This is a genomic window from Vibrio sp. DNB22_10_4 (genome assembly GCF_052879755.1).
In genome coordinates, this window is the sequence record NZ_JBNNXW010000001.1 from 1,346,655 (window position 1) to 1,371,536 (window position 24,882).

The 24,882-nt window shown below is 44.6% G+C and carries 21 protein-coding genes, 1 tRNA gene and 1 pseudogene; 12 read left to right on the forward strand and 11 right to left on the reverse strand.

Annotation, left to right across the window (positions count from 1 at the left end):
• The first annotated feature begins 6 nt into the window (after positions 1–6).
• The 5 genes from ACVA6Q_RS05815 to ACVA6Q_RS05835 all read left to right on the forward strand — a co-directional run bounded on the left by ACVA6Q_RS05815 (position 7) and on the right by ACVA6Q_RS05835 (position 7,490).
• Entirely contained in the window at positions 7–1,215 is a 1,209-nt protein-coding gene (locus ACVA6Q_RS05815; RefSeq protein ID WP_446646842.1) for a tetratricopeptide repeat protein, read from the forward strand.
• A gap of 220 nt (positions 1,216–1,435) precedes the next feature.
• The gene (locus tag ACVA6Q_RS05820) at positions 1,436–2,272 is read left to right on the forward strand and encodes an ion transporter (RefSeq protein ID WP_446646843.1); all 837 of its coding nucleotides are present in this window, start codon (positions 1,436–1,438) and stop codon (positions 2,270–2,272) included.
• A 403-nt stretch (positions 2,273–2,675) separates the two neighbouring features.
• The gene (locus ACVA6Q_RS05825) at positions 2,676–3,935 is read left to right on the forward strand and encodes a hypothetical protein (protein WP_446646844.1); all 1,260 of its coding nucleotides are present in this window, start codon (positions 2,676–2,678) and stop codon (positions 3,933–3,935) included.
• Positions 3,936–3,973: 38 nt separating this feature from the next.
• Positions 3,974–5,143, forward strand: coding sequence for a hypothetical protein (locus tag ACVA6Q_RS05830; protein WP_446646845.1), 1,170 nt, complete (start codon positions 3,974–3,976; stop codon positions 5,141–5,143).
• Positions 5,144–5,489: 346 nt separating this feature from the next.
• Entirely contained in the window at positions 5,490–7,490 is a 2,001-nt protein-coding gene (locus ACVA6Q_RS05835) for a S41 family peptidase (protein ID WP_446646846.1), read from the forward strand.
• A gap of 201 nt (positions 7,491–7,691) precedes the next feature.
• Here the strand turns inward: ACVA6Q_RS05835 and ACVA6Q_RS05840 are convergent.
• The 9 genes from ACVA6Q_RS05840 to ACVA6Q_RS05880 form a co-directional block, all read right to left on the reverse strand.
• A tRNA-Gly gene (locus tag ACVA6Q_RS05840) sits at positions 7,692–7,766 on the reverse strand.
• Positions 7,767–7,934: 168 nt separating this feature from the next.
• Positions 7,935–8,939, reverse strand: coding sequence for a LacI family DNA-binding transcriptional regulator (locus tag ACVA6Q_RS05845; protein ID WP_446646847.1), 1,005 nt, complete (start codon positions 8,937–8,939; stop codon positions 7,935–7,937).
• Between the two features lie 60 nt (positions 8,940–8,999).
• Positions 9,000–9,767 (reverse strand): MBL fold metallo-hydrolase, encoded by a 768-nt coding sequence (locus tag ACVA6Q_RS05850; protein ID WP_446646848.1) that lies wholly within the window; start codon positions 9,765–9,767, stop codon positions 9,000–9,002.
• On the reverse strand, positions 9,757–10,788 hold the full coding sequence (locus tag ACVA6Q_RS05855) for an ABC transporter ATP-binding protein (RefSeq protein WP_446646849.1): 1,032 nt from the start codon (positions 10,786–10,788) through the stop codon (positions 9,757–9,759). Before ACVA6Q_RS05855 ends, ACVA6Q_RS05850 begins: the two co-directional genes overlap by 11 nt.
• An 11-nt stretch (positions 10,789–10,799) precedes the next feature.
• Complete coding sequence (locus tag ACVA6Q_RS05860; RefSeq protein WP_446646850.1) at positions 10,800–11,612, reverse strand: carbohydrate ABC transporter permease; 813 nt, start codon at positions 11,610–11,612, stop codon at positions 10,800–10,802.
• Positions 11,612–12,478 (reverse strand): carbohydrate ABC transporter permease, encoded by an 867-nt coding sequence (locus ACVA6Q_RS05865; protein ID WP_446646851.1) that lies wholly within the window; start codon positions 12,476–12,478, stop codon positions 11,612–11,614. Before ACVA6Q_RS05865 ends, ACVA6Q_RS05860 begins: the two co-directional genes overlap by 1 nt.
• Positions 12,479–12,592: 114 nt before the next feature.
• Complete coding sequence (locus ACVA6Q_RS05870) at positions 12,593–13,813, reverse strand: ABC transporter substrate-binding protein (RefSeq protein WP_446646852.1); 1,221 nt, start codon at positions 13,811–13,813, stop codon at positions 12,593–12,595.
• A 232-nt stretch (positions 13,814–14,045) separates the two neighbouring features.
• Positions 14,046–15,389 carry a DUF1501 domain-containing protein gene (locus ACVA6Q_RS05875; RefSeq protein WP_446646853.1) on the reverse strand — a complete coding sequence of 448 codons (1,344 nt, stop codon included), beginning with the start codon at positions 15,387–15,389 and terminating at the stop codon, positions 14,046–14,048.
• A gap of 5 nt (positions 15,390–15,394) precedes the next feature.
• Positions 15,395–16,903 (reverse strand): DUF1800 family protein, encoded by a 1,509-nt coding sequence (locus ACVA6Q_RS05880; RefSeq protein ID WP_446646854.1) that lies wholly within the window; start codon positions 16,901–16,903, stop codon positions 15,395–15,397.
• 315 nt (positions 16,904–17,218) lie between these two features.
• Here ACVA6Q_RS05880 and ACVA6Q_RS05885 point away from each other — a divergent pair.
• A pseudogene (locus ACVA6Q_RS05885) lies at positions 17,219–17,713 on the forward strand (amino acid ABC transporter ATP-binding protein); the annotation flags it as partial.
• 24 nt (positions 17,714–17,737) lie between these two features.
• On the opposite strand, the gene ACVA6Q_RS05890 reads toward ACVA6Q_RS05885, so the two are convergent.
• Positions 17,738–17,962, reverse strand: a complete 225-nt coding sequence (locus ACVA6Q_RS05890) for a hypothetical protein (protein ID WP_446646855.1) — start codon at positions 17,960–17,962, stop codon at positions 17,738–17,740.
• Between the two features lie 247 nt (positions 17,963–18,209).
• Here ACVA6Q_RS05890 and ACVA6Q_RS05895 point away from each other — a divergent pair, with 247 nt between their 5' ends.
• From ACVA6Q_RS05895 to ACVA6Q_RS05910, 4 genes are all read left to right on the forward strand, one after another.
• On the forward strand, positions 18,210–19,373 hold the full coding sequence (locus tag ACVA6Q_RS05895) for a threonine/serine ThrE exporter family protein (RefSeq protein WP_429759654.1): 1,164 nt from the start codon (positions 18,210–18,212) through the stop codon (positions 19,371–19,373).
• A 428-nt stretch (positions 19,374–19,801) separates the two neighbouring features.
• On the forward strand, positions 19,802–20,011 hold the full coding sequence (locus ACVA6Q_RS05900) for a cold-shock protein (protein WP_042497416.1): 210 nt from the start codon (positions 19,802–19,804) through the stop codon (positions 20,009–20,011).
• A gap of 148 nt (positions 20,012–20,159) precedes the next feature.
• Positions 20,160–20,696, forward strand: coding sequence for a YaeQ family protein (locus ACVA6Q_RS05905; protein WP_446646856.1), 537 nt, complete (start codon positions 20,160–20,162; stop codon positions 20,694–20,696).
• Complete coding sequence (locus ACVA6Q_RS05910; protein WP_446646857.1) at positions 20,693–21,232, forward strand: hypothetical protein; 540 nt, start codon at positions 20,693–20,695, stop codon at positions 21,230–21,232. Before ACVA6Q_RS05905 ends, ACVA6Q_RS05910 begins: the two co-directional genes overlap by 4 nt.
• A 37-nt stretch (positions 21,233–21,269) precedes the next feature.
• Here ACVA6Q_RS05910 and hmpA read toward each other — a convergent pair whose 3' ends face one another.
• The gene (gene hmpA, locus ACVA6Q_RS05915; RefSeq protein ID WP_446646858.1) at positions 21,270–22,469 is read right to left on the reverse strand and encodes an NO-inducible flavohemoprotein; all 1,200 of its coding nucleotides are present in this window, start codon (positions 22,467–22,469) and stop codon (positions 21,270–21,272) included.
• 296 nt (positions 22,470–22,765) lie between these two features.
• On the opposite strand from hmpA, the gene norR reads away from it, so the two are divergent.
• Together norR and ACVA6Q_RS05925 are read left to right on the forward strand one after the other, a co-directional pair.
• Positions 22,766–24,346: a nitric oxide reductase transcriptional regulator NorR gene (gene norR, locus ACVA6Q_RS05920; protein ID WP_446647191.1), complete on the forward strand. Its 1,581-nt coding sequence runs from the start codon at positions 22,766–22,768 to the stop codon at positions 24,344–24,346.
• A gap of 139 nt (positions 24,347–24,485) precedes the next feature.
• Complete coding sequence (locus tag ACVA6Q_RS05925; protein ID WP_446646859.1) at positions 24,486–24,845, forward strand: glutaredoxin family protein; 360 nt, start codon at positions 24,486–24,488, stop codon at positions 24,843–24,845.
• Positions 24,846–24,882 lie beyond the last annotated feature (37 nt).

A 24,882-nucleotide genomic window follows, 5' to 3' on the forward strand; every position in this document is an offset into this window, starting at 1 on the left:
TCGAACATGAATACGTTCAAAAAAATGGCTTCTGTGTTGCTTATAGCGGGCTGTTTGAGCAGCCCAGCTATCGCTCAGGATCCACCTCAGCTTTCCGACAAGACCTTTCGCACCGTCAATAAGGTACAAAAGTGGATAGCTGAAGAAAAATACGCTTACGCCATAGAAAAGCTAGAAAGCGCCATTGAATCCACCAAGAAGAAAAAGTACGACCGAGCCGTGCTGCTGCAACAGATGGGGTTTCTGTACTCACTTCGCGAAGACTACAAACAAGCGGCGAACTACTTTGCTCAGGCACTCGAGGTCAATGCTCTCCCCGTGCCTGTAGCGCAGCAAGTTCGCTACAGTTTGGCTCAGCTTTATCTCGCCGAGGAGCAGTATCAAAAGTCGGTCAATACCATGAAGGCTTGGTTTAAGGTGGCAGAAACCACTGAAGACAAGCCCAACGCTCACGCTTACATCACGCTGGCAAGTGCCTATGTGCAAATGGCGGATTACAAAAACGCCATTGCACCGACCAAAAAAGCCATTTCGATGACCAAAGAGCCGAGTGAATCTTGGTACCTGCTACTGCTCGCTTCTCATTATGAACTCAAGCAGTACAAGAGCACGGCAGGTGTACTCAAGACACTCACTTCCAAATATCCACAGAAGAAGCGTTATTGGATGCAGCTTTCTGGGATCTACATGGAAATGAACCAGGATCGAAACTCACTAGCAGCACTCGAAGCTGCTTATGAGCTCAACCTACTGGAAAGTGAAAAGGAGTACCTAAGGCTTGTAAACTTTATGGCTTATCAGGGCATCCCTTATCGAGCAGCGAAAACACTTAAGCTTGCGATGGAACAAGGGAATATAGAGCAAACGCAAAAGCATGTTGAAAAGCTCGCGTCTTTTTATCATCAAGCGCAAGAGGTAGACCAAGCGATTTTGGCCTACCAACAAGCGTACAAAATGAGCCCAACAGCCAAGAGTCAAATCCGTATTGCTCGTCTTATGCTTCAAGACAAACAGTATAAGGTCGCCTCTGAATACACTAAGACTTATGCGCCTAACGCAACTAAGGATCAAGTAGCAGAGCTGCAATACATAAAAGGAATGGCACACTTTGAGATGAAACAGCCAAAACTCGCGCTCAACTCAATGAAAAAGGCCGCAAGCTCAAAGGAGCTACGTCCAACAGTCAGCCCTTGGATCAGTTTTTTGGAGCAATAAGACTGATAAGAATATCGAGAGGAGATGGTTGTGTTCTTCTCTTGGTTAAGTGTGAGTCAGTCGCACGTTTAGGGAAGCTTCGGCTTCCCTTTTTTCTGTTCAGATCTAAGTCCAGCCCTCAATTGTTAATAAAATGTCGCAATTCTTTACTAGCGTAAATCACATCGCTCGTCATAACATTTAAGTAACAAGTGATGACGAATACAAAGGACAGATATCTATGCTCTCCTCTTTGCAAGCAAAGTTAAATGCGGTCAACAACAATAAGTACTTTCAAACATTTACTGTAGTTGTGATCATACTTGCAGCGCTGACAATAGGCGCAAAAACTTTCGAGCTACCTGAGGTGTTGAACACTGCAATATATTGGTTAGATGTGTTTATTTTACTGTTCTTCTTGGTTGAAATCGTGATCAAATTTTTCTCGTACCAAAACAAACTCGATTTCTTTAAAAGTGGTTGGAATCTATTTGATACTGCGATTGTTATAGGCAGCTTAATCCCAACTGCGGGACAAGGGATCTTGATCGCTCGACTACTCAGAGTATTTCGAGTATTGCGATTGGTCTCTGCAGTACCTCAACTAAAGCTTCTTATTAATGCCCTGATTAAAGCGATTCCCAAGATGGGTTATATCGCCGTACTTATGTTTATCATCTTCTACATATATGCGGTTATTGGCAGCTTAGTCTTCTCGGATATCAATGACATATTGTGGGGAGACGTTTCAATCTCTATGCTGACTCTTTTCCGCATTGCTACTTTTGAAGATTGGACTGATGTCATGTATGAGACCATGATGGTCTACCCAATCAGTTGGGTTTACTACCTCACCTTCATTTTCCTTACCGCATTTGTGTTTTTAAACATGATGATTGGTGTTGTCATTGAGACCATGACAGCAGAACATGCTCTCGCGGAAGAGGATAAAAAATCGGAACTTCCCCAGTTGAGCGCTGATCACCAAACTAGACAAACTTTTGCGACGCATCAGCAAGTTGAAGCATTACATCGGGAGTTGGAAGAGATGAAGGCGCTGTTGAAGTCCAAGCCGTAGTAAGGGGACTCTTTCGCTTTTCTTAATATTATCGAGCCGTTAATTCTCTTTATTAGCGGCTGTTTAGAATTAGCGCCAAATATGAAAACAAATAAACTTAGTATATTAGTAGTTAATTTAGATATGTCATAAAGATCGCTTGGATAAAGCACATTATACTGTGACGCTTCACTTCCCAGATAGAAAACCTAATCCTTAAAACCTGAAAAGATAAATATTCCACCATACCTAGGTTGTCATCGTTATTTACCTGGATATGTTAATAACTACCCAGTCGCGCCTGCACAAAACGTGACCAGAAATGCAGTTTGTGAACTCTATTTATACGCAATTGCACTCATTATTGACAAACCGATCAATTGGGTTCATGACTTATATTGCCCCTTATAACCTGGATAACAAAATGAAACAGAAAATATTCAGGGTCAGTTTAGGCTTATTCTTCACTGTCACTATTTATGGCTGTAATGGTGACAACAACACATCAAGTGATGATAGTGGTGCGGGTGCAACATACAGCGTCACTGCCATCGATGGATACTTGAATGGTGCAGAAGTCTGGCTAGACCTCAACAACAACTTTTTACTCGACCCCAATGAACCGAGCGCCATTTCAGGTGCTGGAGGTGTCGCAACTCTGGATGTCACAGGAGTAGACGACCCTTCGCTCTACCCTGTTGTCGTTCGAGCGATCGTCGGCCAAACCGTAGATGAAACTGAAGGCGACGTCACCGAGCCTTTTGTTATGTCAGCTCCTGCTGGAGAAACCGCGGTGACGCCTCTGACCACCATCGTGCACAATACGATGAAAAAGAACCCAGCTCTAAGTAAAGATGAAGCTGTTCAGCAACTCGCAAGCGATTTGGGAATAGAGTCTGACGATGTTTTAGGAGACTTTATTACCGGTGATGCCAAGCCAAAAGCAGCTTACGCGGCAGAGAAAATCGTGAGTATGGGCGCCTTACCTGAAACGGCTGATGAACTGGCTAAAGCTGCCGATCAAACGTCTACAGAATCCTCAAAGTTCGAGCTCGTCGTAACCGCTGTAAATCAAGATATTAAAGAGATTCTCGATACAGTCTCTGACTCGCAAACAGTAGAGGAAATAAAACAAGAGTTGGCAACGATTCCACCACCAGCCGCGCCAATCGACAGTGATGGTGATGGGATCCCCGACTCAATCGACGCCTTTGACCAAGATCCCACAGAATGGGTGGATCACGACCAAGACAACCTAGGCGACAATGAAGACGACCCTTATCTTAATGATAGTGATAACGACAGCTACAGCAATGATGTCGATCTCTTCCCCAATGACGCTACCGAGTGGTTTGATGATGACAACGATGGTCTCGGTGACAACGAAGACGATCCCTACCTAAACGACAGTGACAACGACAGCTACGCCAATGATGTCGATCGTTTTCCCAATGATAGTACCGAGTGGGAAGACAACGACAATGACGGCCTTGGTGACAACGAAGATGATGAGTCACCCAACGATACCGACAACGACACTATCGCAAACGACACTGACAACTGTACATCTGTCGCTAACCAAGACCAAGCGGACTTTGACCGAGATGGCCTAGGAGATGTCTGTGACGACAACCTTGACCTTACTTGGAGCGTAACCAACTGGAACGACGCGACTTGGCAGTAGCTGCAAACGCAAGATTAGAAACCTTAAGGATAAGTATCATGAAAACTTCAAACAAACTTCTGTTGGCGACGTTGATAAGTCACACTATTGCAGCCGGCACTTTCGCTGCTGTCCCACACACATTCAGCGCTGGCTCACCTGCCCTTGCAAGCGAAGTAAACGAAAACTTCTCACAACTGGATTCGAGGCTTGAGGCGCTAGAAGGCTCTGAAGCTAATTCAAATTCCTATATCACCGTTCAGCTGGATTGTTCAGAAAATGCTAAAGCGTTAGTTGAGGCTCTCGAAGGGACACGTAATTCGAGCGCACAAATGGAATATCAAATTAGCGGAGCATGTGAGGGCGCAGAAATCGCTCGTGCCGACGTTAGAATAGATGGTTCTGGAAACGCTAGCATTACCGAAGGCGACGATATGGATGGCGAATCGCTATTTATCGATGCACAGGCGAATGTTCGACTTTCAAACCTCACATTGGAGGGCACCCTGTTCGTCCGTAACAGCTCTAACCTACGACTAGAGAATGTAGTCCTACCAATGCCTGCCGAGAATGATGATGAGTACGAGCCGAACATTTATATGCGAACATCCTATCTTCGCATCAATACTGGTTCTATTAATAATTTATCTCTGCTGCTCAATCGTAACGCATCAGCGGATATTAGAAGTGCAGTGACAGGTAATGCTTACCAAGTCGTCGCAGATGGAAACTCTACTATCGTAATCCAATCAGAGACTGCCACCTATGATACCGTCGAAGCCGTAGCCAGCTCATTCGTTCACAGTCATGGCAATTTAATCGCCGATGATCTGTACGCTTCTAGAGGTTCAGCGATAGAGGCAAGCTCTCTTCAAGTCACCGATTTTGTTGATATTTGGGGTAACTCTCACCTTTACGTCCATGGTGATGTAACCGTTGGTACAGGCAGCGATGGTCGATTCAATGTCTTTCAAAATAGCGCAGCACAAGTTGCAGGGAACCTGTCTGCCGGGGAAATGGAATGTTCCAACTCCTCGTCTTTTGATATTGACGGCAATCTAGAGACGCGCGGCTCACTGAGTTGGAGTGGTGGTCAATTTGGTCTAGCGATTCAACGCGGTTGTTTTGGTCGTTATGGTGAGTCTGAGTCGAATACACTGACTGGCGGATACTTTATAGACCAACATTCAGAAGTGTATACACCATCTTGGGCTGCACTGAGTGAGTAGTACAACCAGATAAAATAATTAGAGAGTATGTTCGCTCCAAGGCGGTGTTGCGAACATACCTGTCATCATCGCACTTACTCAATCAGATATAACGCACTCTTTCGCTGAATTTTATTACAACAACCTTACCCTTTATACACACCCAGCCGCATAACAATACCGCCAAATGCTTTTCACTGGACATGAACCAGTGCTGCCAGACACAATTCAATTTCTAATAATTATTACTAACGCACTGCGTATTGGGAGATGCTTGTTGCGTCTCATAAATTCAATACGTTGTGACTTTAGTGCCTGTTGCTCCTGTTATTTACTTCCTATTAATCCTAAAAGGGCTAACCTAACTATGCGTTCAAAGATAAGTCTAATTTCACTCACCGTCCTACTTTTAGCAAATGCAAGCTACGCAGAAGAAATACTACCTATTTCTGAAGCTCGCGAACGGATGAAGTTTGTAGAACTTCTACCTAAAGAGCGCCAGTTAATTGCTGACCGTGCAAAACTAGTGATTGATGGGTTGTACGTTAACAAATTCCACAAAAACGAATATTACGGGATAAGCCCCACACCAAAGGGTCACCTGGATCCTATTACAGAAGTGGACAAGATCGCTAAGCTGGCTCATACCATGTCGACTTACGAATTACATGACTCACTTAGTACGCTGTTTATCAATCAAAGAGATCTCCATTTCAACTACCGCTTACCTCTGCGCTTCTATGATCACTTTGTTGAAATGCCAATGCGGTTTTCTCGCGTTAAAGATAAAGATGATTTTTTCCAAATTCGTGTAACTGCCGCATGGAATGGCTTTAGTTTGCACCCCGAAAGACCTAACCCTAAAGTTGGCGATATTCTAATAGGTTACCAAGGAAAAAGCATTGAAGAAGCAATGCGAGAATTAATTCCTCAGGGACAAGGTTCTAACCCTTATGCGGGATTTAATCATGCTCTCCGATACATGACATTCCGATGGAATGGAGTCCATCTATTACCCAAAGAGGATACTGCTAGCTTTAGGTTTCGTTCGGCAGAAACTGGAGAAGAGTACGAGGTCGCCTATGAATGGCTAGTGTATTCAGGCTCAAAAATTGGCGGACTATCAGCACCAGAAAACCAGGCTTTATCCAACTCACCTGCGGTCAGTTATAATCACCAACAAGCGTTATACAACCAATCATTAGAACGCCACATCAAACCTATGGCTAACTCCATGTTATCAAGTATCCAGCGTTACGGGGAAACGTTTTACTATACTCATATTCCTTATGAAGGAGCTAACTACGGATACCTTTATATAAGTTCATTCACTCCATCAACAGGATGGTGGAATGAGTACCAAGCGATAAGAGATCTATTACAAGAGCAAAACGCACTGACGAACGGATTAATTATAAATGTATCAAACAACCCTGGAGGATATATTTACTATGCAGAGGCACTGCCTGGTCTCTTTACGAAGAAAACAAGTAAAGCACACGATTTTCGACTACTAAATTCGGAGTTGAATCAGTATTTGTTCCTCTATGAAGACGTCCAGCAACTGTTCCCATACTTTAAAGAAGCACTCGACAATGTCGCAAACAGTGGCGCCCAATATTCCTCAACCGCTCCAATCACCACTCCAGAAATGGCCAATATACATGGTCAAGTGTATACAAAGCCAGTAGCAGTCATGGCTAATTCAAGTACTTATTCCGCCGGTGATTTGTTTACCTGCTCCATGCAAGACAATGACGCTGCTGTCATTTATGGGGCAGACCCAAAGACGGGCGCCGGTGGTGCTAATATTATTTCCTACAACTTCTTTTACGGCTCCCCTACTGGAATACATACACCACTACCATTAGGTATTGATATGGACTTCTCGTTCAGGCAGGCAGTGAGGTTTGGTCATCACGCCGGGCAAATCATCGAAGACTACGGCTGTACTGCCGATGTTGATATAAGCCCAACGCCCGAGGATCTAACCAATGGGAATCATACGATGTTAACTAAAGTACTCGAAGGACTGAAAAATCAAGCCATATTGAATAGCAGTTTTGATTTCGCTGACGATAAAGTCGGAACTTATTACATGACTCTCAGTTTACAAGACGCCAAGATCAACCTGCTGCTTAAAAACACAGAAAAAGTCCGAATCTCCGTTGCTAGCGATTGGTGGAGTAAAATGGAAACCGAGGCAACCTACCATGCTAACGCGTATGGGAATAATGCCAAGCTGTTCACTCTGCCTATTACAGCCTCTTCTCTTGATACCGATAGCTTTGTAATCAAAGTTGAAGGCCTCGACGGCGGCAATGAACCACTTTGGAACTTCAAGCGTGGTGTTGAGATCACTGAATAGGGTAACAAACTCGAATCGAGTAAAGACAGACCGGTGGTGTTAATACATCGGTCTGATAATCAATCGTAAAACTGTAGTTAAACTAATTCGTACCACTCAGAACTAAAATTTATATAGTCAGCGCTCTTACGATAGACATCAAACATCTAAAGTACACAGACATTTCGTGTTTGTAACTTAAAGGAGCTTCTGGTGAAGAATTGGAGCGTGCAGCGGGAATCGAACCCGCATCATCAGCTTGGAAGGCTGAGGTAATAGCCATTATACGATGCACGCATCATCGTGGGACGAGAGTTAATATGCCACATCTGATAGAAAAGAAAAGCGCTAATTTGAAGATAAGTGTTTGTTTGAGCGTTTTTTATTCTCTATGCTCAGTGAACGAACACTCGGTCTCAACTCGCTCAATCAAACTGTGAGCTATTGCACAAAATGGTCACCGTATTACGTCCTTCTAACTTTTAAATAGGGTTGAACACGCGTGACCATAATATCTCGTGTTTCACTTTGCCACTGATTTTCGAGTGCCAGCAACGCTTGTTTAGCGATTTCTTGTACAGGCTGGGCAACGGTCGTCAACTGATAGCCTTGCCACGCCGCTTGAGGTACATCATCGCAACCTACGACGTAAAGTTGGTTGGGCACCTCGATTCGACTTATTTGCCTGCAAGCATCTAATAGACCTAGTGCTAGTGCATCTGAGGCACAAAATACACCATCGACATCTCGGAGTGACTCCATTTCTCTGATGCCGACTTCAAATCCAGCGCTGTAACCATAACGCCCTCCCTCTAAAACAAAAGGTTGGATACCTGCCTGTTGAATGACTTCGCTTTCAAACCCCTTCCACCTCTCGTTTGAGGCTTGTCCATCCGCTCGCCCAGATACAAATGCGAGCTTTTGGCATCTATTCGACAATAGGTACTCTGCAGCCAATTGACCGGCTTTGTGATTATCGGTTTGCACTGACGGGATGCTTCCTGATTTGTCGGCTCGTCCGAGTGTAACTAATGGCAGCGATAGCTTTAGGCAAAGATTCAGGCTCTCTGCCGGTAATGAACCCATGACGGCTATGACCCCATCAACTTGGTAGCCAGAAAGACGCATCAGGGCTTCATCGAGGTCATTTTCGTGCTTAACGTTGAGTAACATCGGCTGCTTGCCTGACGTTTGCAACTCTGATGACAAGACCTCAAATAAGTGAGATTGAAATGGATTTGAAAAATCGCTGATCAAGATAGCGACCAGATTCGATTTTGCTTTTACGGTAGGTGTACTGAGAGTTCGAGCAAACATATTTGGCTGATAACCTAGTGCCTTAGCGGCATCTAGAATGCGAGTTCGCTTTTGATCATTGATGCTCGCGCCTTCAGTAAAGGCTCTGGATACCGCACTGCGCGATACCCCAAGATAACTAGCAACATCTGATGCTGTAACTTTCTTGTTCATAATTAATGTGTCTATTCTTTTAGGCTTAGACTACTGCCTAAGCCCTGATTCTTCAATAAGTTAAGCACTAAGTTCAATAATTGGCGGAACATGTTCTGCTACAAGTATTTCTTGTTCATGCGCAATAGAAACTTGGTAATTAGAGCCCAATGCACCAGCAATCACTGCCCTCTCCATCGGGTCGATATGATACAAACGCCAGCGACTGCCTGACTTTTTAGTTAATCCTTCAACCTGCCTCCACGAGCCATGGCTTGGGTGCACCTCTAAAGTCTCACACTCGACAAACACCCAATCGGATTCAGACGCGAGAATTGCTCCAGCTTCCGTCAACGAGCCATCACCAGAAAAGAACAGCACTGTGCCAGTCACACCTCGAATTTGCAGACTAAGATTTGAAACAGCGTGCTCGGTTGGCGCAGTGTTTACCTTCCAAGGACCTATGTGAGACAGAGAGTCACTAAACTCAAACTCAACGTCAAAACTCAAGTGTGTTTTTGGCCATGGAGCAAAGGCTATCAATGGCTCAATTAGTGATTTCTGTTTTTGCTGGACAAAGATTTTAAGACTCTTTGAACGCTTCATTGAATCCATCCAATTGAGTAAAGTCGTCAAACCTAAACAATGGTCTGGATGGGTGTGCGTTAGATAGATTGCGTCTAACTCATCTGCTGATTCTGCTGCCTCTAAATAAGAGCGGGTTAACCAAGGGCCGCAATCGATAAGTAAGTCAAAGTCCCCTTCCGTCACCACCAAACCTGAGTTGTGATTCTGACTGTCGTAGGCATCACCACAGCCTAGTACACGTACACTAAAATCACGCTGCATTGGCAATAGCTCCCGTTGAAATTCGTTTGTCTTCAGCATCGAAGAAATGGCAGTGTGACTTTGTGATATTAATGAAAAGCTCTGTACCCAATTCAAATTTATCGGTACTTTCAACCACAAACGACGTACCAGCGATTTGACCGTAGTAAAGCCTTGCGTGACCAAGTGGCTCAACCACCTCTACTGTCATTGACAATCCTTCTCCCTCGCCCCCAATGACAACTTGATTTGGCCTAATACCCAATGAATGAGTCTTTGTCGGAAGCGCATCAAAGTTTGCTAAAAGTTCCGTAGACAAAAAGTTCATCACTGGACTACCAATAAACGATGCCACAAACTTGTTTTCAGGATAATCATACAAGGTTTCTGGAGCGCCAATTTGCTCTATTCGTCCTTGGTTTAGTACCACAATTTTGTCCGCTAAGGTCATCGCTTCAACCTGATCATGCGTTACATAAATCATGGTTGCGTCTAGCCTTTGATGTAACTGTTTTAGATATACTCGCATTTCACTGCGTAGCTTTGCATCCAAGTTTGACAGTGGTTCATCAAATAGAAAGATCTCTGGCTCACGAACAATCGCTCTGCCTATTGCCACACGTTGGCGCTGTCCACCAGAAAGAGCACCCGGTAGTCGATTGAGATAAGGGTCAAGCTGCAAGTCGCAGGCCGTTGAGTGTACCTTCTTCGCTATTTTGTCCTTCGCAACTCCCGACATTTTCAATGGAAATGCCATGTTTTTCTCGACCGACATATGCGGATACAGTGCATAGGACTGAAACACCATAGCCACCTCTCGTTTCGAAGGATGGACACCATTGAGGCTGCGCCCATTGAGCGAAATATCCCCTTTAGAAATCGACTCTAAACCGGCGATCATACGCAGCAAGGTAGATTTTCCACAACCTGAAGGACCGACAAAAACAACAAACTCGCCATCTTCAACTGTCAAATCAATCTCTGGGATTACCGTATTGTCGCCATAGGATTTCGTCAGTTTGTTAATCGTTAATTTAGTCATCTTTAGTAATCCTATTTAAGTCCCATTGAGAATCCGCGTAGAAGATAGCGCTGCATATAACTCGCCAGCGCAAGCATTGGTAGTGAAGAGACGATACCTACTGCCATCAACTCTCCCCAAGCAGTGCCGTCTTCGGTCATGAAGTTTGAGATAAACAGAGGGATCGTAAAATTATCAGGAAGGTGCATAAAGAGTAGAGAGAACAAGAACTCATTCCATCCCAAAATCATTGAGAATATTGCTGTGGCGACCAGCCCTGGTGCACAAAGAGGAAACACTACATAAACTAAGCGTTTGAGTAGATTCGCCCCATCCATCGCTCCCGCTTCTTCAATCTCAAGCGGAACATCACGAATAAACCCAAGCAACATCCAAATGCAGAACGGTAGAGTGTATACCTGATAGGCCAACACGAGACCGAGTTTTGTATTCAACAGTCCAATAGAGTTCATTAATGAGTACAAAGGTATCGCAACGACAATTGGAGGCATCATCTTGATGACCAAGACCAGCAATAAGAAGACAATGTCGAGCTTGGCAGGAAATGAATAACGAACCAAAGCATACGCAGAAAAAAAGGCAATAGTCAGTGAGACAGCTGTAGCACTCAAGGCAACGATCACCGTGTTAGCAATCAAGGTATTGATATTGCCGCTCCAAAGTGACAAAAAGGCGTCCAAGCTCACTTCACTTGGGAGCAACGACGTACCTGAATGCAAAATCTCTCCAGCCGGTTTAAACGCTGTTCCAAACATCCATACGATCGGCATTAGAAACAAGACAACGGCAAACCATACCGTAGCAGTGTGCAGGTAACGCATCATTATCGATTACCTCCCAGTACTTTCTTGGCATAAACCAATGTCATAATCAGTGAAATAGATAGCATGACAAGCGCAGCCGCACTCGCCATCCCTAAATTGAAGAATCGAAAGCCGTATTTATAGACAAACATTGACAGTGTTTCGGTGGCGTTACCCGGACCACCACCTGTCATTACATAAACTTTGTCGAACAGCTTAAAGGTATCTATTGAACGAAGCAGCAGCGCGAGCATCAGCTGTTTTTGAATGAGAGGAAGCGTAATGTAGACAAACGAACGCCATCCATCAGCGCCGTCAACCATTGCCGCTTCGCCAATATCTTTTGGTATCGATTGAAGGCCAGCAAGGATGATCAAAAACGCCATTGGAGTCCACTGCCAAGTGTCCACAAGAGCGATAGCATAGAGCGCCATATTAGGGTCAAACAACCACTCTTGCGCCGGTAAGCCGATTGAGACTAACAGACTGTTCAATAAGCCAAAATCGTAATGGTACCAAGATCGCCAGATTGATGAGCAAACCAGCGTAGAAAGCATCATTGGGTAGATAATAATAGGTAGAGCGAATCGCCTGCCTGGGAATTGCCTGTAAAACAACAAAGCGAGCCATAGTCCAAGCAACACCTGCGACAGTGAAGCCACGACCGTGAATGTGAAGGTGTTTTTAATCGCGCCAATGAAAAAGAAGTCATCGAACAGCTCGATAAAGTTTGCGAGGCCAACAAAAGTGTATTGTTTGGCGACAAAATCAACCTCGCCAAACGCGTTGTAAACAACATTGACGATGGGATAAAGCGTGAGCAAAGTCAGTATAAACAAGGCTGGTAATAACAGCACAAACAACTGCTTGCGGTTTTCAAATAGCATTTAGAGTCCAAAAAGCAAAGGAATGGCGTGGTAGCTAATGCAGTGGTAGCTAAATAGCAATAGAGACCGTTCTGACTGTCTCATACTCTGCAGACAGAACGGTCCAGAACACTATTAGTTCTTAACGATGCGACTGATTCTACGCTGGGCTTGATCAAGCGCCTGCTCTGCCGACATTTGATCCATCATTGCCATTTGTAGGAAGTCACCGAGAATGCTTTCTACTTCTGCCCAGTTTTGGATACGAGGTCTGGCTTTACCCGTTTTAAGGGCTTCTGCTTGTTGTGGATACCAGCGATACTTCGCGACAACATCCGCATCATGGTAGACACTCTCACGTGTCGGTGGCATACCGAAATCAAGCGCCAAAGACTTCTGAATTTCTGCGCTGGTAGCAAATTTCAAGAACGCTTCCGCTTCGGCTTTGTTGTTTGATTCAGCTGGAATCGCCAACTGCCATATACCGAGCATTGGCGCTGGTTCACCTACTTCTGCAGGTGGCGCTTTGATTTCCATATCACCAACAACGCTCGACAACTCTGGATTATCTAGATTTGGAACCCAAGCTGGCCAAACTTCAATTGCCATAGCGGCAGTGCCTTTCTGAAGAGAGTCTCTCACTTCATCTGCGTTATAGACATCAACGCCGCGCGGCGCATACTGCTTCATAGAAAGAAATGTCTCTAGAGCTTGCTTAGCTTCTGGCGTGTTCAGAGTGGCATTTCCCTCATCGTCCACAACATCCGCTCCATATCCCCAAAGAATAGGTAAGAAGCCCGTTACAATTGGATTACCCTTCACACCGCGATAAACCAAGCCATTTTGATCTTTATCAGCATTAATGGTTTTCGCTGCGTCAAGAACATCACTCCAAGTTTTAGGCTCGGAAAGATTGTGTGCCTCAAAAGACTTTTTATTCCAAGCAAACATCGCCACGTTCCCAACAAGAGGGAGTGCATAAGTTGCGTTTTCTTTCGCGCTGTCTTGACCAACGCTAAAAGGCGCTTGGATAAAATCGCTATCCGCGACATTGTTTGAAAGTGGCGCTAACCAGTTGTTAGAGAAGAATTCTGGCGCCCAAGTATCATCGAGAAGAACGACATCATACTGACCCGTTTTCTCACGTGACACGAGTACAATGCTCTCGTAAAGACCATTGCTTGGTCTTTTTACTAGAGTTACTTTCGTTTCTGGGTTTACTTTCTGGTATTCGTCTGCGATGTACTGCATCGCATCACCATAGCTACTGTCACGCGAAGCAATGACTAGCTCCGCTGCGGTAACAGAAATTGAACTTGCTAATACTGCAGCTGCAAGCAAAGTACGCTTAATCATGACTCTCTCCTTGTGGGTTAACTTAATTGCACGCGCGTGCAAAAACTAATAAATAAACTAGCGTTCTGAGATGTCATTTTTGTTAAGCGTGGATGAAGGCTTGTTTAAACCTAGATGTACGGTGGAGGTTTCATGATTAAAGTAGTAAACTGGCTAAGGAACTAAAAATGCACTCGCGTGCACTTTTAGTTCCTAGAGAGCGGAGCCAACTTAGTACCTCCCTCTCCTATCATTAACAACTTTTAAAAATGTCTAAAACTTGAGGCTTTATTTTCCCCGATGTTGAGTCCAGAGTTGGAAACAGCGTATTGATACCACTTTCACGAAGTCCTAGCCAAGACATAAGCGAAGCATGAATTTGGTCAGTGGACAGGGTTGGTATCACTCGCCCTCTCGACAGGAGGCTCTCACTATCATCAGACAATGATGGATATGTACCAAATAACTGTTTTCCTTTAATCGCTCCCCCCAGTAACAATGAGTGACTGCCCCAACCATGGTCAGTACCTTGTGTAGCATTAGGGATCAACGTTCTACCAAACTCGGAGTGCGTAAAGGAAATTACCTCATCATAAAGCCCTGCATTTTTTAGCGCATTGTGGAATGCCTCCAACGCATCTGCGAGCTCTTTCAACAGTTGGTGTTGGGTCGTCAATTGGTTGGAGTGAGTATCAAACCCTCCCAACTTACAGCTAAAGTACTGCTTATGCTGTCCTAAACGATGACGATTTAAGATCAACTTAAATACGGCTTCTAACTGCTCACCCAATCGAGTTTCAGGGAAATAGTCATCAATCTGAAACGCCAATATTTCACTGAATACGGCGTACATATTTCGCGAATCCGTCGCCACCTTAGAGTAATATTGATGATAGATACTGTCAGCTTGCTCGATACTATTGAGTTGCTCAAATAGCGTAATATCTCGACCATGTGCATCGTTGAAAATATTTTTCGGAGGGGATACACCGAGTGAGTTAGCTTCGTGCTCCAATGAGTTTGTCCAAATTTGTCCACCACCGATATCAAATAACGGCACTTTATCATTTACACCAGTAGAAATGCTTTCCGTAAGCCAGGCCGTCCGAGCACCAAAACCTTGCTTTGCGACCTTAGTATCAGAGTATGACTGAACCATCGAGGACTGATGCGAATGACTGAACAATTGATTTGGCAGCAAGGCTTGGTCGTAAGTCGACTTGGTTACTGGCTCAATAAGCGGTCCAACATTGACTATCGGTAAAAGATCTTCCTCGTGCCAAAACTCTTTCAATGATTCAAGCGCTGGATGTAACATCAACTCAGCGCTGTCACCAGCATTTAGGGCAACACAGTCACTAGGGTTTATCGCGAGCGCTGAGCGTACTGACTGATAGTTCTCAAGTGCCTCCCCTTTTGAAGGAATCAACATATTAAAGCCATCGTTCCCACCAGCTAAGTCAATGCCCACTATTGCCTGATTAGCGCCTGAACATGAATCAAATAAGCCAGCCAAAGCAGAGCTAGGGGTTAGGCTGAACGCAGAGAAACCCAATGAAGTTGCTCCACCTTGTAAAAATCGTCTTCTGGATACCATAACTATTACCTCTGCACCACGAACTCTGGGGACAATAAAGCGTGCATAACTAGATTCTTAAACTCTCGGTGCCACTCTGGTTTGCGGGCGTCACACGCTTCCAAATATTGCATAAATGAAGAACGAGCATTAACCGACATAGAGAGTCCAAATATGTGTTCATCGAGATAATCAACAATATCTTGATTGTCCCATCCGGAATCGTCGTCGTTTCTTTTTAGGAAGAGGTGGAAGGCTTCTGGATCCATGAACCACTTCTGCCCTTCGTTCTCTAAGCGAGTAATAAGCTCTTTAAACTGATGGCCGTAGTCATAGATATGATGCCATTGGTATAAGTTAAATTCTGGCGCGACGTGATATTGAAACAAAGGATCTGCAGGTGCATCGTCTTGCTTATAGTAGTAAAACACCGAAGGTGCCGACATCGGCATCATGCGATCAAACCAATTGAACTGCGTCGGCCACATATCTGTTTCAATACGTCGCTTCACACCTAAGGCTCGCATAGCATGTGTGAACACACACATGGGATCACGTAATTTTCCTGACTCATCGCTGTTATTAAGCACGGTTCGGTCATTAAGAATAGCTTTGAACAATGCCACCATATCACCGTCAGCGTTCCTAAAGGCATTGCGAACTCTACGAACGTACGCGGGCTTAGGGTTACTGGTCACCATTTTTCCAATAAAGAATTTGGCAATGAAGGTGTACAGATTACCCTGCGACATCAAATGCTCGATAACGCTATCAAGCTCATCACTGGCTCCTACCCCAGATGAAAACTTTTTGTTTAATATCCACTTTTCACCATCATCATGCAGCGAGTCATGAGCTTGCATTGGATAACGGTATTTCTCTGCTCCCTGAGCAGACTCAAATTCCCACCCAGTGAAGACGCGAGCTAACTCTTCAATGTCATTTTGAGTGTAACTAGGTATCGGCTCGTTGTTATCATCAGTCTCAACCTGTCCACCACCATCCAATTTAACTGGACCAAGAGTAAATAACTGCAGCAACTCGCGAGCATAATTCTCGTCTGGAGCGGTCTCTGCATTAGATCGATTGCCAACGAATGTTAGATATTCTCCCATCACGGGTGAGGTCGATACAAAACGCAGTAAATCTCTAAAATTACCAAATGCATGTTCAGCAAGCCCATCAAAGTAGTTACACATATAACGTCTTCGCGCCACTGCTTTAAATGCTGGATCGGTTACACTCACCACGAAAAGCTCTGAGAGAATATAAGCCATTCGATGGCGTAGAGTATCATCTGTATTGACCGTCATCTGCGTCCAACTACTCGCGTAATATAGACCATGGCCCAAACCGTCAAACCTATCCTCTAGGTCTTCGTATATCGATAACCAACTTGTCATTGGTAACGAAATCTGGCTGTTTATCCACGCATCTATAGTGCCTTGGGTGAGCAGTTCGTTGACATCATCAGCACTAGGGCCGAATGTGCAACGTTGCAACAGCCTAAATGCCTCACCGTATTGTGTATTCATCTAGTCTCCTTGATCGAACTTAAAACCAACTGGTATTTGTAGAGTCAACCAAAGGCTAGCAATGAATAAATCAGTGGAATGTTACGGCAGGTAAAATAGAGATATGCTGTCAAAGATTAAAGTGGGGTTTCAAGGCTTGCATTTCATTGTGCTCGGTAGTTGAGAAAACAATATAGATGGGTGCTGTCCGTTTTTGACATGATTAAATGCTTTAGATGTATAGGTGACAATACTGTCACCCGTATTATCACCTTAGCTACAACGTTTTAATTAACGACCTAATCCCGCTCAATAGCAAATGGTGACCAAGCCTGACGCGTAGGCATGGTATTTCAAAGCTTCAACTTATGGCCGCACCTTACAGTTAAGCAAAACGTTATGGAAGCGCTCATTCATGTGAAAAAATGGTCGAAGTCCGACGCAGAAAGCATGGCGAAAACACAACTAGAGAAAGTTGGTATGTCACACAAACTCGACAGTTACCCAAGCATGCTATCGGGAGGACAAAAGCAGCGCGTGGCAATTGCTCGCGCATTAGCAATGAAGCCTGAAGTACTGCTCTTCGATGAGCCAACGTCAGCTCTTGACCCTGAGCTCGTAGAAGAAGTACTAACGGTTATGCAAAAGCTCTCTAAAGAGGGCTACACCATGGTCATCGTTACCCATGAGATGGATTTCGCTCGACAAGTTTCTGATCAAGTGGTCTTTTTAGAAAAAGGCATCTTGATTGAGAAAAATCCCCCAGAAAAATTCTTTACCGAGCCAGATTCCACTCGAGTGAGGCAGTTTTTGAAACTAGATGCGAGCTAACTCGCCTTCGAAAATCGGAGACTCTCACTCTCCGATTTTCTCTACAATAAGTTTGCTCCAGACAGCACTGCTACCCTTCACGACTTCCAATAACCACTCCCACACCACAATACCGTGTTTATCAATCGTCCCTACTCGACACCGAGCAATAGATTGAGCTCTAGGATACTGAACATCTATGGCTTCAAAGTCTGTCTCTAGCATTAAGCTTGCAAGTTTTCGGATAGCCACTAGGCTGAAATGTGTCATTGTGAGCCTCTACTCCTGCTTTTGATGAACTAAAGTTACCTTGATAGTGGCTAGATCAGAAATCGTTCTTGTAGGATGCTATCCATCGTAATGGTGATACTCAAGCAATCGCTTGCTTTGTTTTTACTAAAAAATATAAAGCTGCATAAAATTGACTGTATATCGAATATTTACTATCGAAAAACCATAAAAGCTCTGATACCTTTACGCCATCAAAATCGTATCCAGCAATTGATTAGACGAACCTATGCCTTCCACTCAAACAATTAAAAAAATCGTAGATATCGGCGACACACTTCACCGCAGTGGATGTGCCCCTTATAAAGTGGAAAAGTACGCGCAATACTACGCGCAAAAACACGGCATCGATGTCATGGTGCAAGCCACCCCAACCGCCATCAACTATCAATTTCCAGATAAAGACAACACGGTTGTACTAAAGCGATTAAAACCCGCCTCCATCAACCTTAGCTTGCTCGCCAACACTATCATTCGAATCAATCAGCCAAGCAATGAGCCGGTTCCAGAGCCGGTCGGTTACCCAAAGTGGGTGGTCGCCCTGGCTAATATGGGGATCCCACCCGCTTATCTCATGCTGGTAGGCAGCACGTTGGAAGCCATTGCATTTTCTATGTTGTTAGGTTTGATGGTTTGGGTGTGTCAGCTTGTTTATCGTGGGCGCAACTCTATCGCTGTCGAGTTCATTTCAGCTCTACTCACCGGGGTACTTGTGGCATTTATCGCCAGTACCGGCGCTGCAATTCCCATATGGGCGTTATGTATTGCGAGTGTCGTTCTGTTTGTTCCCGGGTTATCTATCGCCAACTCACTTGAGTGTTTGGCATTTAATGACTTAGTATCGGGTACGGCTCTTTTGGGGCAAAGCGCCCTCACCCTCATAAAATTGTTTATCGGTGTGATGATGGGGCTCAATATTGGTGAGGCCTTTTGGGGGCAAGCAGAGTCTCTGTCCTACACCAATGAAGTCCCGCTATGGCTGCATTGTTTTGGGCTATTACTCATCTCAACCTCCATTGGCGTCATTTTTAACGCCCGCCCAACTGACATTCTACTGGGACTACCCGTAGCCGTGCTTGGCATGTGGGGGCCGTTCTATTTAGGGTTTGATAGCGGCTGGGTTGTGGGCACTTGGGTCACCACGGTGCTCATCACTTTATATGGCACCTGGGTTGCCAAAAGACTTGATCTCACAGGTTCCATTTACATTGTTCAGGGCATCATTATCTTGGTACCGGGAAGCCGTGTTATGGTGAGTGCTAGCCAATCTGTGTTTGAGCAGTCGATTTTACCGATCCCTAATATCGGTTTATCCGCATTATTTATGTTTTCAGCTATTGTGGCCGGTCAAATTACCGCATACTCAATATACTCGCCAAAAATAGAGAGATAGGCCTCATTAATTGGTAATTCTATAAAAAGCTTTAGCACTTCAAAATAATCGTATTGTTTGCACAATCTTTACAAAACATTATTTCGAGGTGCTAAATAATGTTTTATATCAATGTGTTATACATCCTACTCAGATGTTGATCCAGCGTCAAAAATTTAGCTATCTGTTTGAAATGTCATGAAAGTGCCATCTAAAAACGAGCTACACATCAAATATTCAACATTAATATATTCACCACTCTTTGACTTGCCTAAGAAGTCGCTTATATTCGTTACTGGCTAGAAAAAAAGTTCCATTGTATACAAAAAGCATTCGTTGAATTCTCGTGATTCCCCCGACGCGTTGTACGCAATAGCAATTTCATTTTCCACGCTATAGCTGCCGGATTGGCAATAGAAACAAGATAGTAAAAAATTTAGGATATAACTATGTCTAACACAGTAACTGGTACAGTTAAGTGGTTCAACGAAACTAAAGGCTTTGGCTTCATTCAACAAGAAAATGGTCCAGACGTTTTCGCTCACTTCAGCAACATTAAAGCAGACGGTTTCCGTACGCTAGCTGAAGGCCAAAAAGTTGAGTTCCGAGTAACTCAAGGCCAAAAAGGCCCTCAAGCTGAAGAAATCGTTCCAGTTTAAGACTGACTTCCAGTAACGTTTGATAAATAGCCAGCTCTGCTGGCTATTTTTGTATCAGTTAGTCCCAATCCCCTACTTTGTTAGTACCCTTTTGCAGTGAGACGCGTACTATAGAGTCAAACGATATTCACAAATTTTGAGCATTCTCATGGCCTTAAAACCAACCATTTATAAGTTTCGTGTTGCCTTGACCGACATGAATCGCGACTACTACGACTCTCTCAACCTTACCGTCGCCCTGCACCCTTCTGAAAATCAGCAACGTATGATGGCAAGACTGATGGCATTCTGCTTAAACGCATCTCCCGACCTTCAGTTCACCAAAGGATTATCGACTATTGAAGAGCCGGACATTTGGGAAAAATCACTCGATGATCAAACCTTGGTTTGGATTGATATTGGTGAGCCAGATGTTGATCGCGTTAAGAAAGCCACTCGACTCTCTAAGAAAACCAAGGTTTACAGCTTCAACACCAAAAGCGATGTATGGTGGCAACAAAACCAAGGTAAATTTGGCTATTTAGATGCTAGCGTCTATCGCTTCGATAATGAGTCTATCGAATCACTGACTCGGTTGGTTACTCGAACAATGGATCTTTCTGTCATGATTACCGGAACCTCCCTGTTTGTTGATGCGGAGAGTGGCTCGGTAGAAGTCACTGTAGAGGAACTGCAAGACAAATGATTGAACTGAGGGAAGCACTGAACGACATTAAGGCCGACACGCTTAGCATTGCGGCGACGCACCAAGAAGCTCTGAATAACTTGTGCGAGCGAGAAAACCTTTTGTTCGCTAGAGCACAAGAGAATAAACCCGATCATGCCCCTTCTGGTTTACTACTTGGTCTATTCACCAAACTTAATGTAGAAGCGCTTTCCTCACTTAATGCACACCTCAATCAAGTTCAGGCGATGCAATCTGCTATTGAGCAACAAGTGGGCAGTGAGCATTCCCGTGCATTTAAGCTCCCTGTTGTTGAAGAACTGATGTTAGTCACCCATATCTGGGTCTATATCCAAGGGGACTTGGGAATGGACTTTAGCCTTGCCAATGATCACGCCCTGCAGACCAGCGAAACGCTCAGCCCTCTAACACAAAAAAGTATCGATGACTTGCGTATAGCATTCAACCAAAGCTACTATCAGGGCTTTCGCGAATTTGAATCAAAAAAACCACCGTCATCCGGTTGGAAGAGGTGGTTTGAAAAATGGTTTAACTAGCCGGCTAATTGAACTAGCCGACAAATTAGACTAAGCGTTATAGGTTTGCATGCGGACCAAATACTTCATAGTGAATACGTGAGCGTTCTACATCCATCGCTTCTAGCTGTGCCACCACGGCCTGCATAAAGCCAACTGGTCCACAAAGATAGAACTCACCAAAATGAACTGGTAGAGAATCTTTGATAGCTGATAAATCCATCATCCCATTGTGACAATTCGTCGCTTCATGCTTGCTCTGTGATTCACGATACCAAATATGTTGTTGCCAGCCGTTTGCAGCCAAAATTGTCGCCGTTTCATCAACAAACGAATGCTGCAGCTCATTTTCACACGCGTGTAAGTAAGTCACTTTCTGGGAAGAATCTTGCTTACCTATTTGTTGTAGCATTGCTTGCATAGGCGTGCAGCCCACACCGGCAGAAATAAGTACCACAGGTGCATCAGATGGCTGGTAAAAGAAGTCGCCAGCAGGTGGCATAACGTCTAGTGTCGAACCAACATTTAACTCACGATGCAAATAGTTAGAGACCAAACCATCAGCATGCTCACTCGATTGCTCTTTTTTCACAGAGATACGGTAGCTTGTGCCCGTTGGTGCTTGAGAAAGTGAATATTGTCGAATCTCCACGTTATCACTGTCCGTTGGTGATACTTGAATTCCCAGATACTGACCCGGTTGATAATCGAGTACTTTGCCGCCGTCTTCAGGCTCAAGAACAAAACTCGTGACTAATTCAGACTCTGGCGTTTTTTCGACGACGACGAATCGACGAGTACCACGCCAACCACCCAGTGCTTTTTCACGCAATTGGTAAAGCTCTTCTTCGCGATCGATAAAGATCTGCGCTAAAAATAGATACGCCTCTGTCCAAGCCTCCTCTACTGCCGGAGTGAACGCCTCTGGCGCCAGTTCACGCAATGTCTCAATGAGGTGGTGCCCAACAATTTGATAGTGCTCAGCTTTAATGTGAAAGCTCGTGTGCTTGTGCGCGATACGTTCAACTGCTGCTGACAAAGCAGCGAGGTTTTCAATGTTCTTTGCATACGCGGCTACCGCTTCAAACAAAGCAACACTTTGACGACCCGACTTTTGATGAGTCATATTAAAAATGTCTTTTAGCTCTGGATTATGAGCAAACATTCGCTGATAGAAATGCTGAGTCAGAGCAGGTCCAGCTGACTCAAGTAGAGGAATAGTGCTTTTGATGATTTCGATGTGTTGATTACTTAGCATAGTGTTCCCTAGAAGGCTTTAAATTACGACTTTATTTATAGATATAATAATAGACTGGCTGTCTCACGTGTTTCCTGCTAACGCAGCACGCTTTTTATATTTAACAGTGAACTATTCGTGTTCACATCTGATTTTACAGACAGCGTGTTGCAGAGTTCGTGCCAAGTATAGAAACATCGGTAGTCATTGGTTTTAAAGAACATTCAGCCTGAAAATTGAGTCAAAATGACTACTTCCATTTATGTCCAAATGACACTAGAATGACAACTATACTCATTTACAACGTCGTATCCCACATGCAAGATATCTCCACCTCAAGTCTTATCGACCTAACCGTTGGTCTCGCTAGCAGCAACAACGATCAAGAACGTTTCGATTCGCTGCTCAATACTATCAGGAAAACCATTCACTGTGATTGTGTAGCGCTGCTTTCATTGCAGGGAGACACGCTAGTACCACTGGCGATGCAGGGGCTCGCTCGAGATACATTAGGACGACGCTTTGTCATTAATGAGCATCCGCGTTTCGCTGAAATCTGCGCCGCTAGTAGCCCAGTGATTTTTGATGCTGATAGTGAGCTGCCCGACCCCTTTGATGGTCTATTGATTGACCATCACGGCGACCTGCCAATGCACTCTTGTATGGGGCTTCCGCTGATTTTTGGCGAAAAAATGTTGGGAGCGCTAACGCTGGATAGCCTAGAGCCGAATGCCTTTCATAGCATTCCAACGAGAAATCTCGAAGTTCTGTCCGCTATCGCCGCCTCTACGTTGAAAATGGCCCTCACTTTCTCTCAGCTAGAGTATCAAGCAAAGCAATCGAAGCAACTTCTCGAAGAGCTCAATGAGGAAGCTTGGGAGCGAGACGGAGGAGAGATGATCGGTAACAGTGAGCCAATGCGAGCGCTTAAATCTGATATTGAAATCGTCGCGCCCTCCGACTTCAACATTTTGATCCATGGTGAAACAGGCGTTGGCAAAGAGCTGGTTGCGCGCACGCTGCATTACCAATCAACCCGAAGACAACAACCTTTGGTCTACGTGAACTGCGCGGCCATCCCAGAAAACCTGATTGAGAGCGAACTGTTTGGCCACGTCAAAGGAGCGTTTACAGGCGCCGATAAAAACCGCCTAGGTAAGTTTGCACTCGCAGACGGTGGCACCCTGTTTCTCGATGAGATTGGGGAATTGCCACTGGCCGCACAAAGTAAACTTTTACGCGCTCTACAAAACAATGAGATCCAACCTGTCGGTAAAGATCAGATTCAGAAAATTAACGTTCGCGTGTTGGCGGCAACCAATCGAGACCTCAAGTTAGAAGTGGAAAATGGCAAGTTTCGCGCAGACCTCTACCACCGTCTCAGCGTCTACCCGATTTCCGTTCCTCCACTAAAAGAACGTCTTGGTGATGTGGAACTGCTAACCGGCTTTTTCTTAGAACAAGTGCGCAGAAAACTCGGGATCAACCAGATCAAACTCAACCCGAATGTCGTTACTCACCTTAACCGATACGCATGGCCAGGCAATGTTCGCGAACTTGAACATGTCATAAACCGTGCGGCTCTAAAAGCAAAAGCCCGCTCGATGGGAAAAGCGGTTGTGTCCGTCACCATCGATGACTGTGGGCAATTTGATGATGCACTTCCACCACAAAATCAAACCAAAGCAACGACTATTGAGCTTCCAAAAGAGAGCGCTGGAATCCGCGAGGCCACGGAAGAATATCAGCGAGCATTGATATCAAATGCGTTAGTCAGTGCAGACTACAACTGGGCTCAAGCGGCACGCGAACTCAAAACGGATCGTGCCAATCTTATCCGATTGTCTAAGCGTTTGGGTCTTAGCGTCACCAAGCGTCATAGTTTATCTAGGGAGTAAACTGCTTTAGCGAATGGGTTTATCGAGAGACTAAACGTATCGGTAAAGTAAAAGAGGTGTTAAGATTTGGCGCTGTACGTGTTGGTAACAAAAACACGATAACAACTATAAGCTCAACAAATTCCAAAGAAAGGTAGTTATGAAGTTCATCCGCATTATTTTAGGCAAAATCATTCTATTGCTGAACTTTGTGTTTTCGCCACGCGGCGTAAAACGCAGCAGTGAAGCACAGCAACAAGCTGATGCCAAAGCATCGGCGATGCAGCTTTATCAATTCGAAGCTTGTCCATTTTGTGTCAAAGTTCGCCGTGAAATGAAACGCCAATCTGTCAATATCGAATTGAAAGACGCGAAAAACGATCCTGTTGCTAGAGAAGAGCTTTTAGATGGCGGCGGTCGAGTTAAAGTGCCATGTCTGAAAATCGTCGAAAATGGCGAAGAAACATGGATGTATGAGTCATCGGACATTGTGAGTTACCTGCAAAAAGAATTTGCCTAACCCACTTTGAATCTCATCACCGAATAAACAAACGCCC

Excerpts from the sequence above, each read along its gene's own strand:
- ACVA6Q_RS05815 (WP_446646842.1), top strand. The coding sequence starts at position 7 with ATGAATACGTTCAAAAAAATGGCTTCTGTGTTGCTTATAGCGGGCTGT.
- ACVA6Q_RS05820 (WP_446646843.1), top strand. The coding sequence starts at position 1,436 with ATGCTCTCCTCTTTGCAAGCAAAGTTAAATGCGGTCAACAACAATAAG.
- ACVA6Q_RS05825 (WP_446646844.1), top strand. The coding sequence starts at position 2,676 with ATGAAACAGAAAATATTCAGGGTCAGTTTAGGCTTATTCTTCACTGTC.
- ACVA6Q_RS05830 (WP_446646845.1), top strand. The coding sequence starts at position 3,974 with ATGAAAACTTCAAACAAACTTCTGTTGGCGACGTTGATAAGTCACACT.
- ACVA6Q_RS05835 (WP_446646846.1), top strand. The coding sequence starts at position 5,490 with ATGCGTTCAAAGATAAGTCTAATTTCACTCACCGTCCTACTTTTAGCA.
- ACVA6Q_RS05845 (WP_446646847.1), bottom strand. The coding sequence starts at position 8,939 with ATGAACAAGAAAGTTACAGCATCAGATGTTGCTAGTTATCTTGGGGTA.
- ACVA6Q_RS05850 (WP_446646848.1), bottom strand. The coding sequence starts at position 9,767 with ATGCAGCGTGATTTTAGTGTACGTGTACTAGGCTGTGGTGATGCCTAC.
- ACVA6Q_RS05855 (WP_446646849.1), bottom strand. The coding sequence starts at position 10,788 with ATGACTAAATTAACGATTAACAAACTGACGAAATCCTATGGCGACAAT.
- ACVA6Q_RS05860 (WP_446646850.1), bottom strand. The coding sequence starts at position 11,612 with ATGATGCGTTACCTGCACACTGCTACGGTATGGTTTGCCGTTGTCTTG.
- ACVA6Q_RS05865 (WP_446646851.1), bottom strand. The coding sequence starts at position 12,478 with ATGCTATTTGAAAACCGCAAGCAGTTGTTTGTGCTGTTATTACCAGCC.
- ACVA6Q_RS05870 (WP_446646852.1), bottom strand. The coding sequence starts at position 13,813 with ATGATTAAGCGTACTTTGCTTGCAGCTGCAGTATTAGCAAGTTCAATT.
- ACVA6Q_RS05875 (WP_446646853.1), bottom strand. The coding sequence starts at position 15,389 with ATGGTATCCAGAAGACGATTTTTACAAGGTGGAGCAACTTCATTGGGT.
- ACVA6Q_RS05880 (WP_446646854.1), bottom strand. The coding sequence starts at position 16,903 with ATGAATACACAATACGGTGAGGCATTTAGGCTGTTGCAACGTTGCACA.
- ACVA6Q_RS05890 (WP_446646855.1), bottom strand. The coding sequence starts at position 17,962 with ATGACACATTTCAGCCTAGTGGCTATCCGAAAACTTGCAAGCTTAATG.
- ACVA6Q_RS05895 (WP_429759654.1), top strand. The coding sequence starts at position 18,210 with ATGCCTTCCACTCAAACAATTAAAAAAATCGTAGATATCGGCGACACA.
- ACVA6Q_RS05900 (WP_042497416.1), top strand. The coding sequence starts at position 19,802 with ATGTCTAACACAGTAACTGGTACAGTTAAGTGGTTCAACGAAACTAAA.
- ACVA6Q_RS05905 (WP_446646856.1), top strand. The coding sequence starts at position 20,160 with ATGGCCTTAAAACCAACCATTTATAAGTTTCGTGTTGCCTTGACCGAC.
- ACVA6Q_RS05910 (WP_446646857.1), top strand. The coding sequence starts at position 20,693 with ATGATTGAACTGAGGGAAGCACTGAACGACATTAAGGCCGACACGCTT.
- hmpA (WP_446646858.1), bottom strand. The coding sequence starts at position 22,469 with ATGCTAAGTAATCAACACATCGAAATCATCAAAAGCACTATTCCTCTA.
- norR (WP_446647191.1), top strand. The coding sequence starts at position 22,766 with ATGCAAGATATCTCCACCTCAAGTCTTATCGACCTAACCGTTGGTCTC.
- ACVA6Q_RS05925 (WP_446646859.1), top strand. The coding sequence starts at position 24,486 with ATGAAGTTCATCCGCATTATTTTAGGCAAAATCATTCTATTGCTGAAC.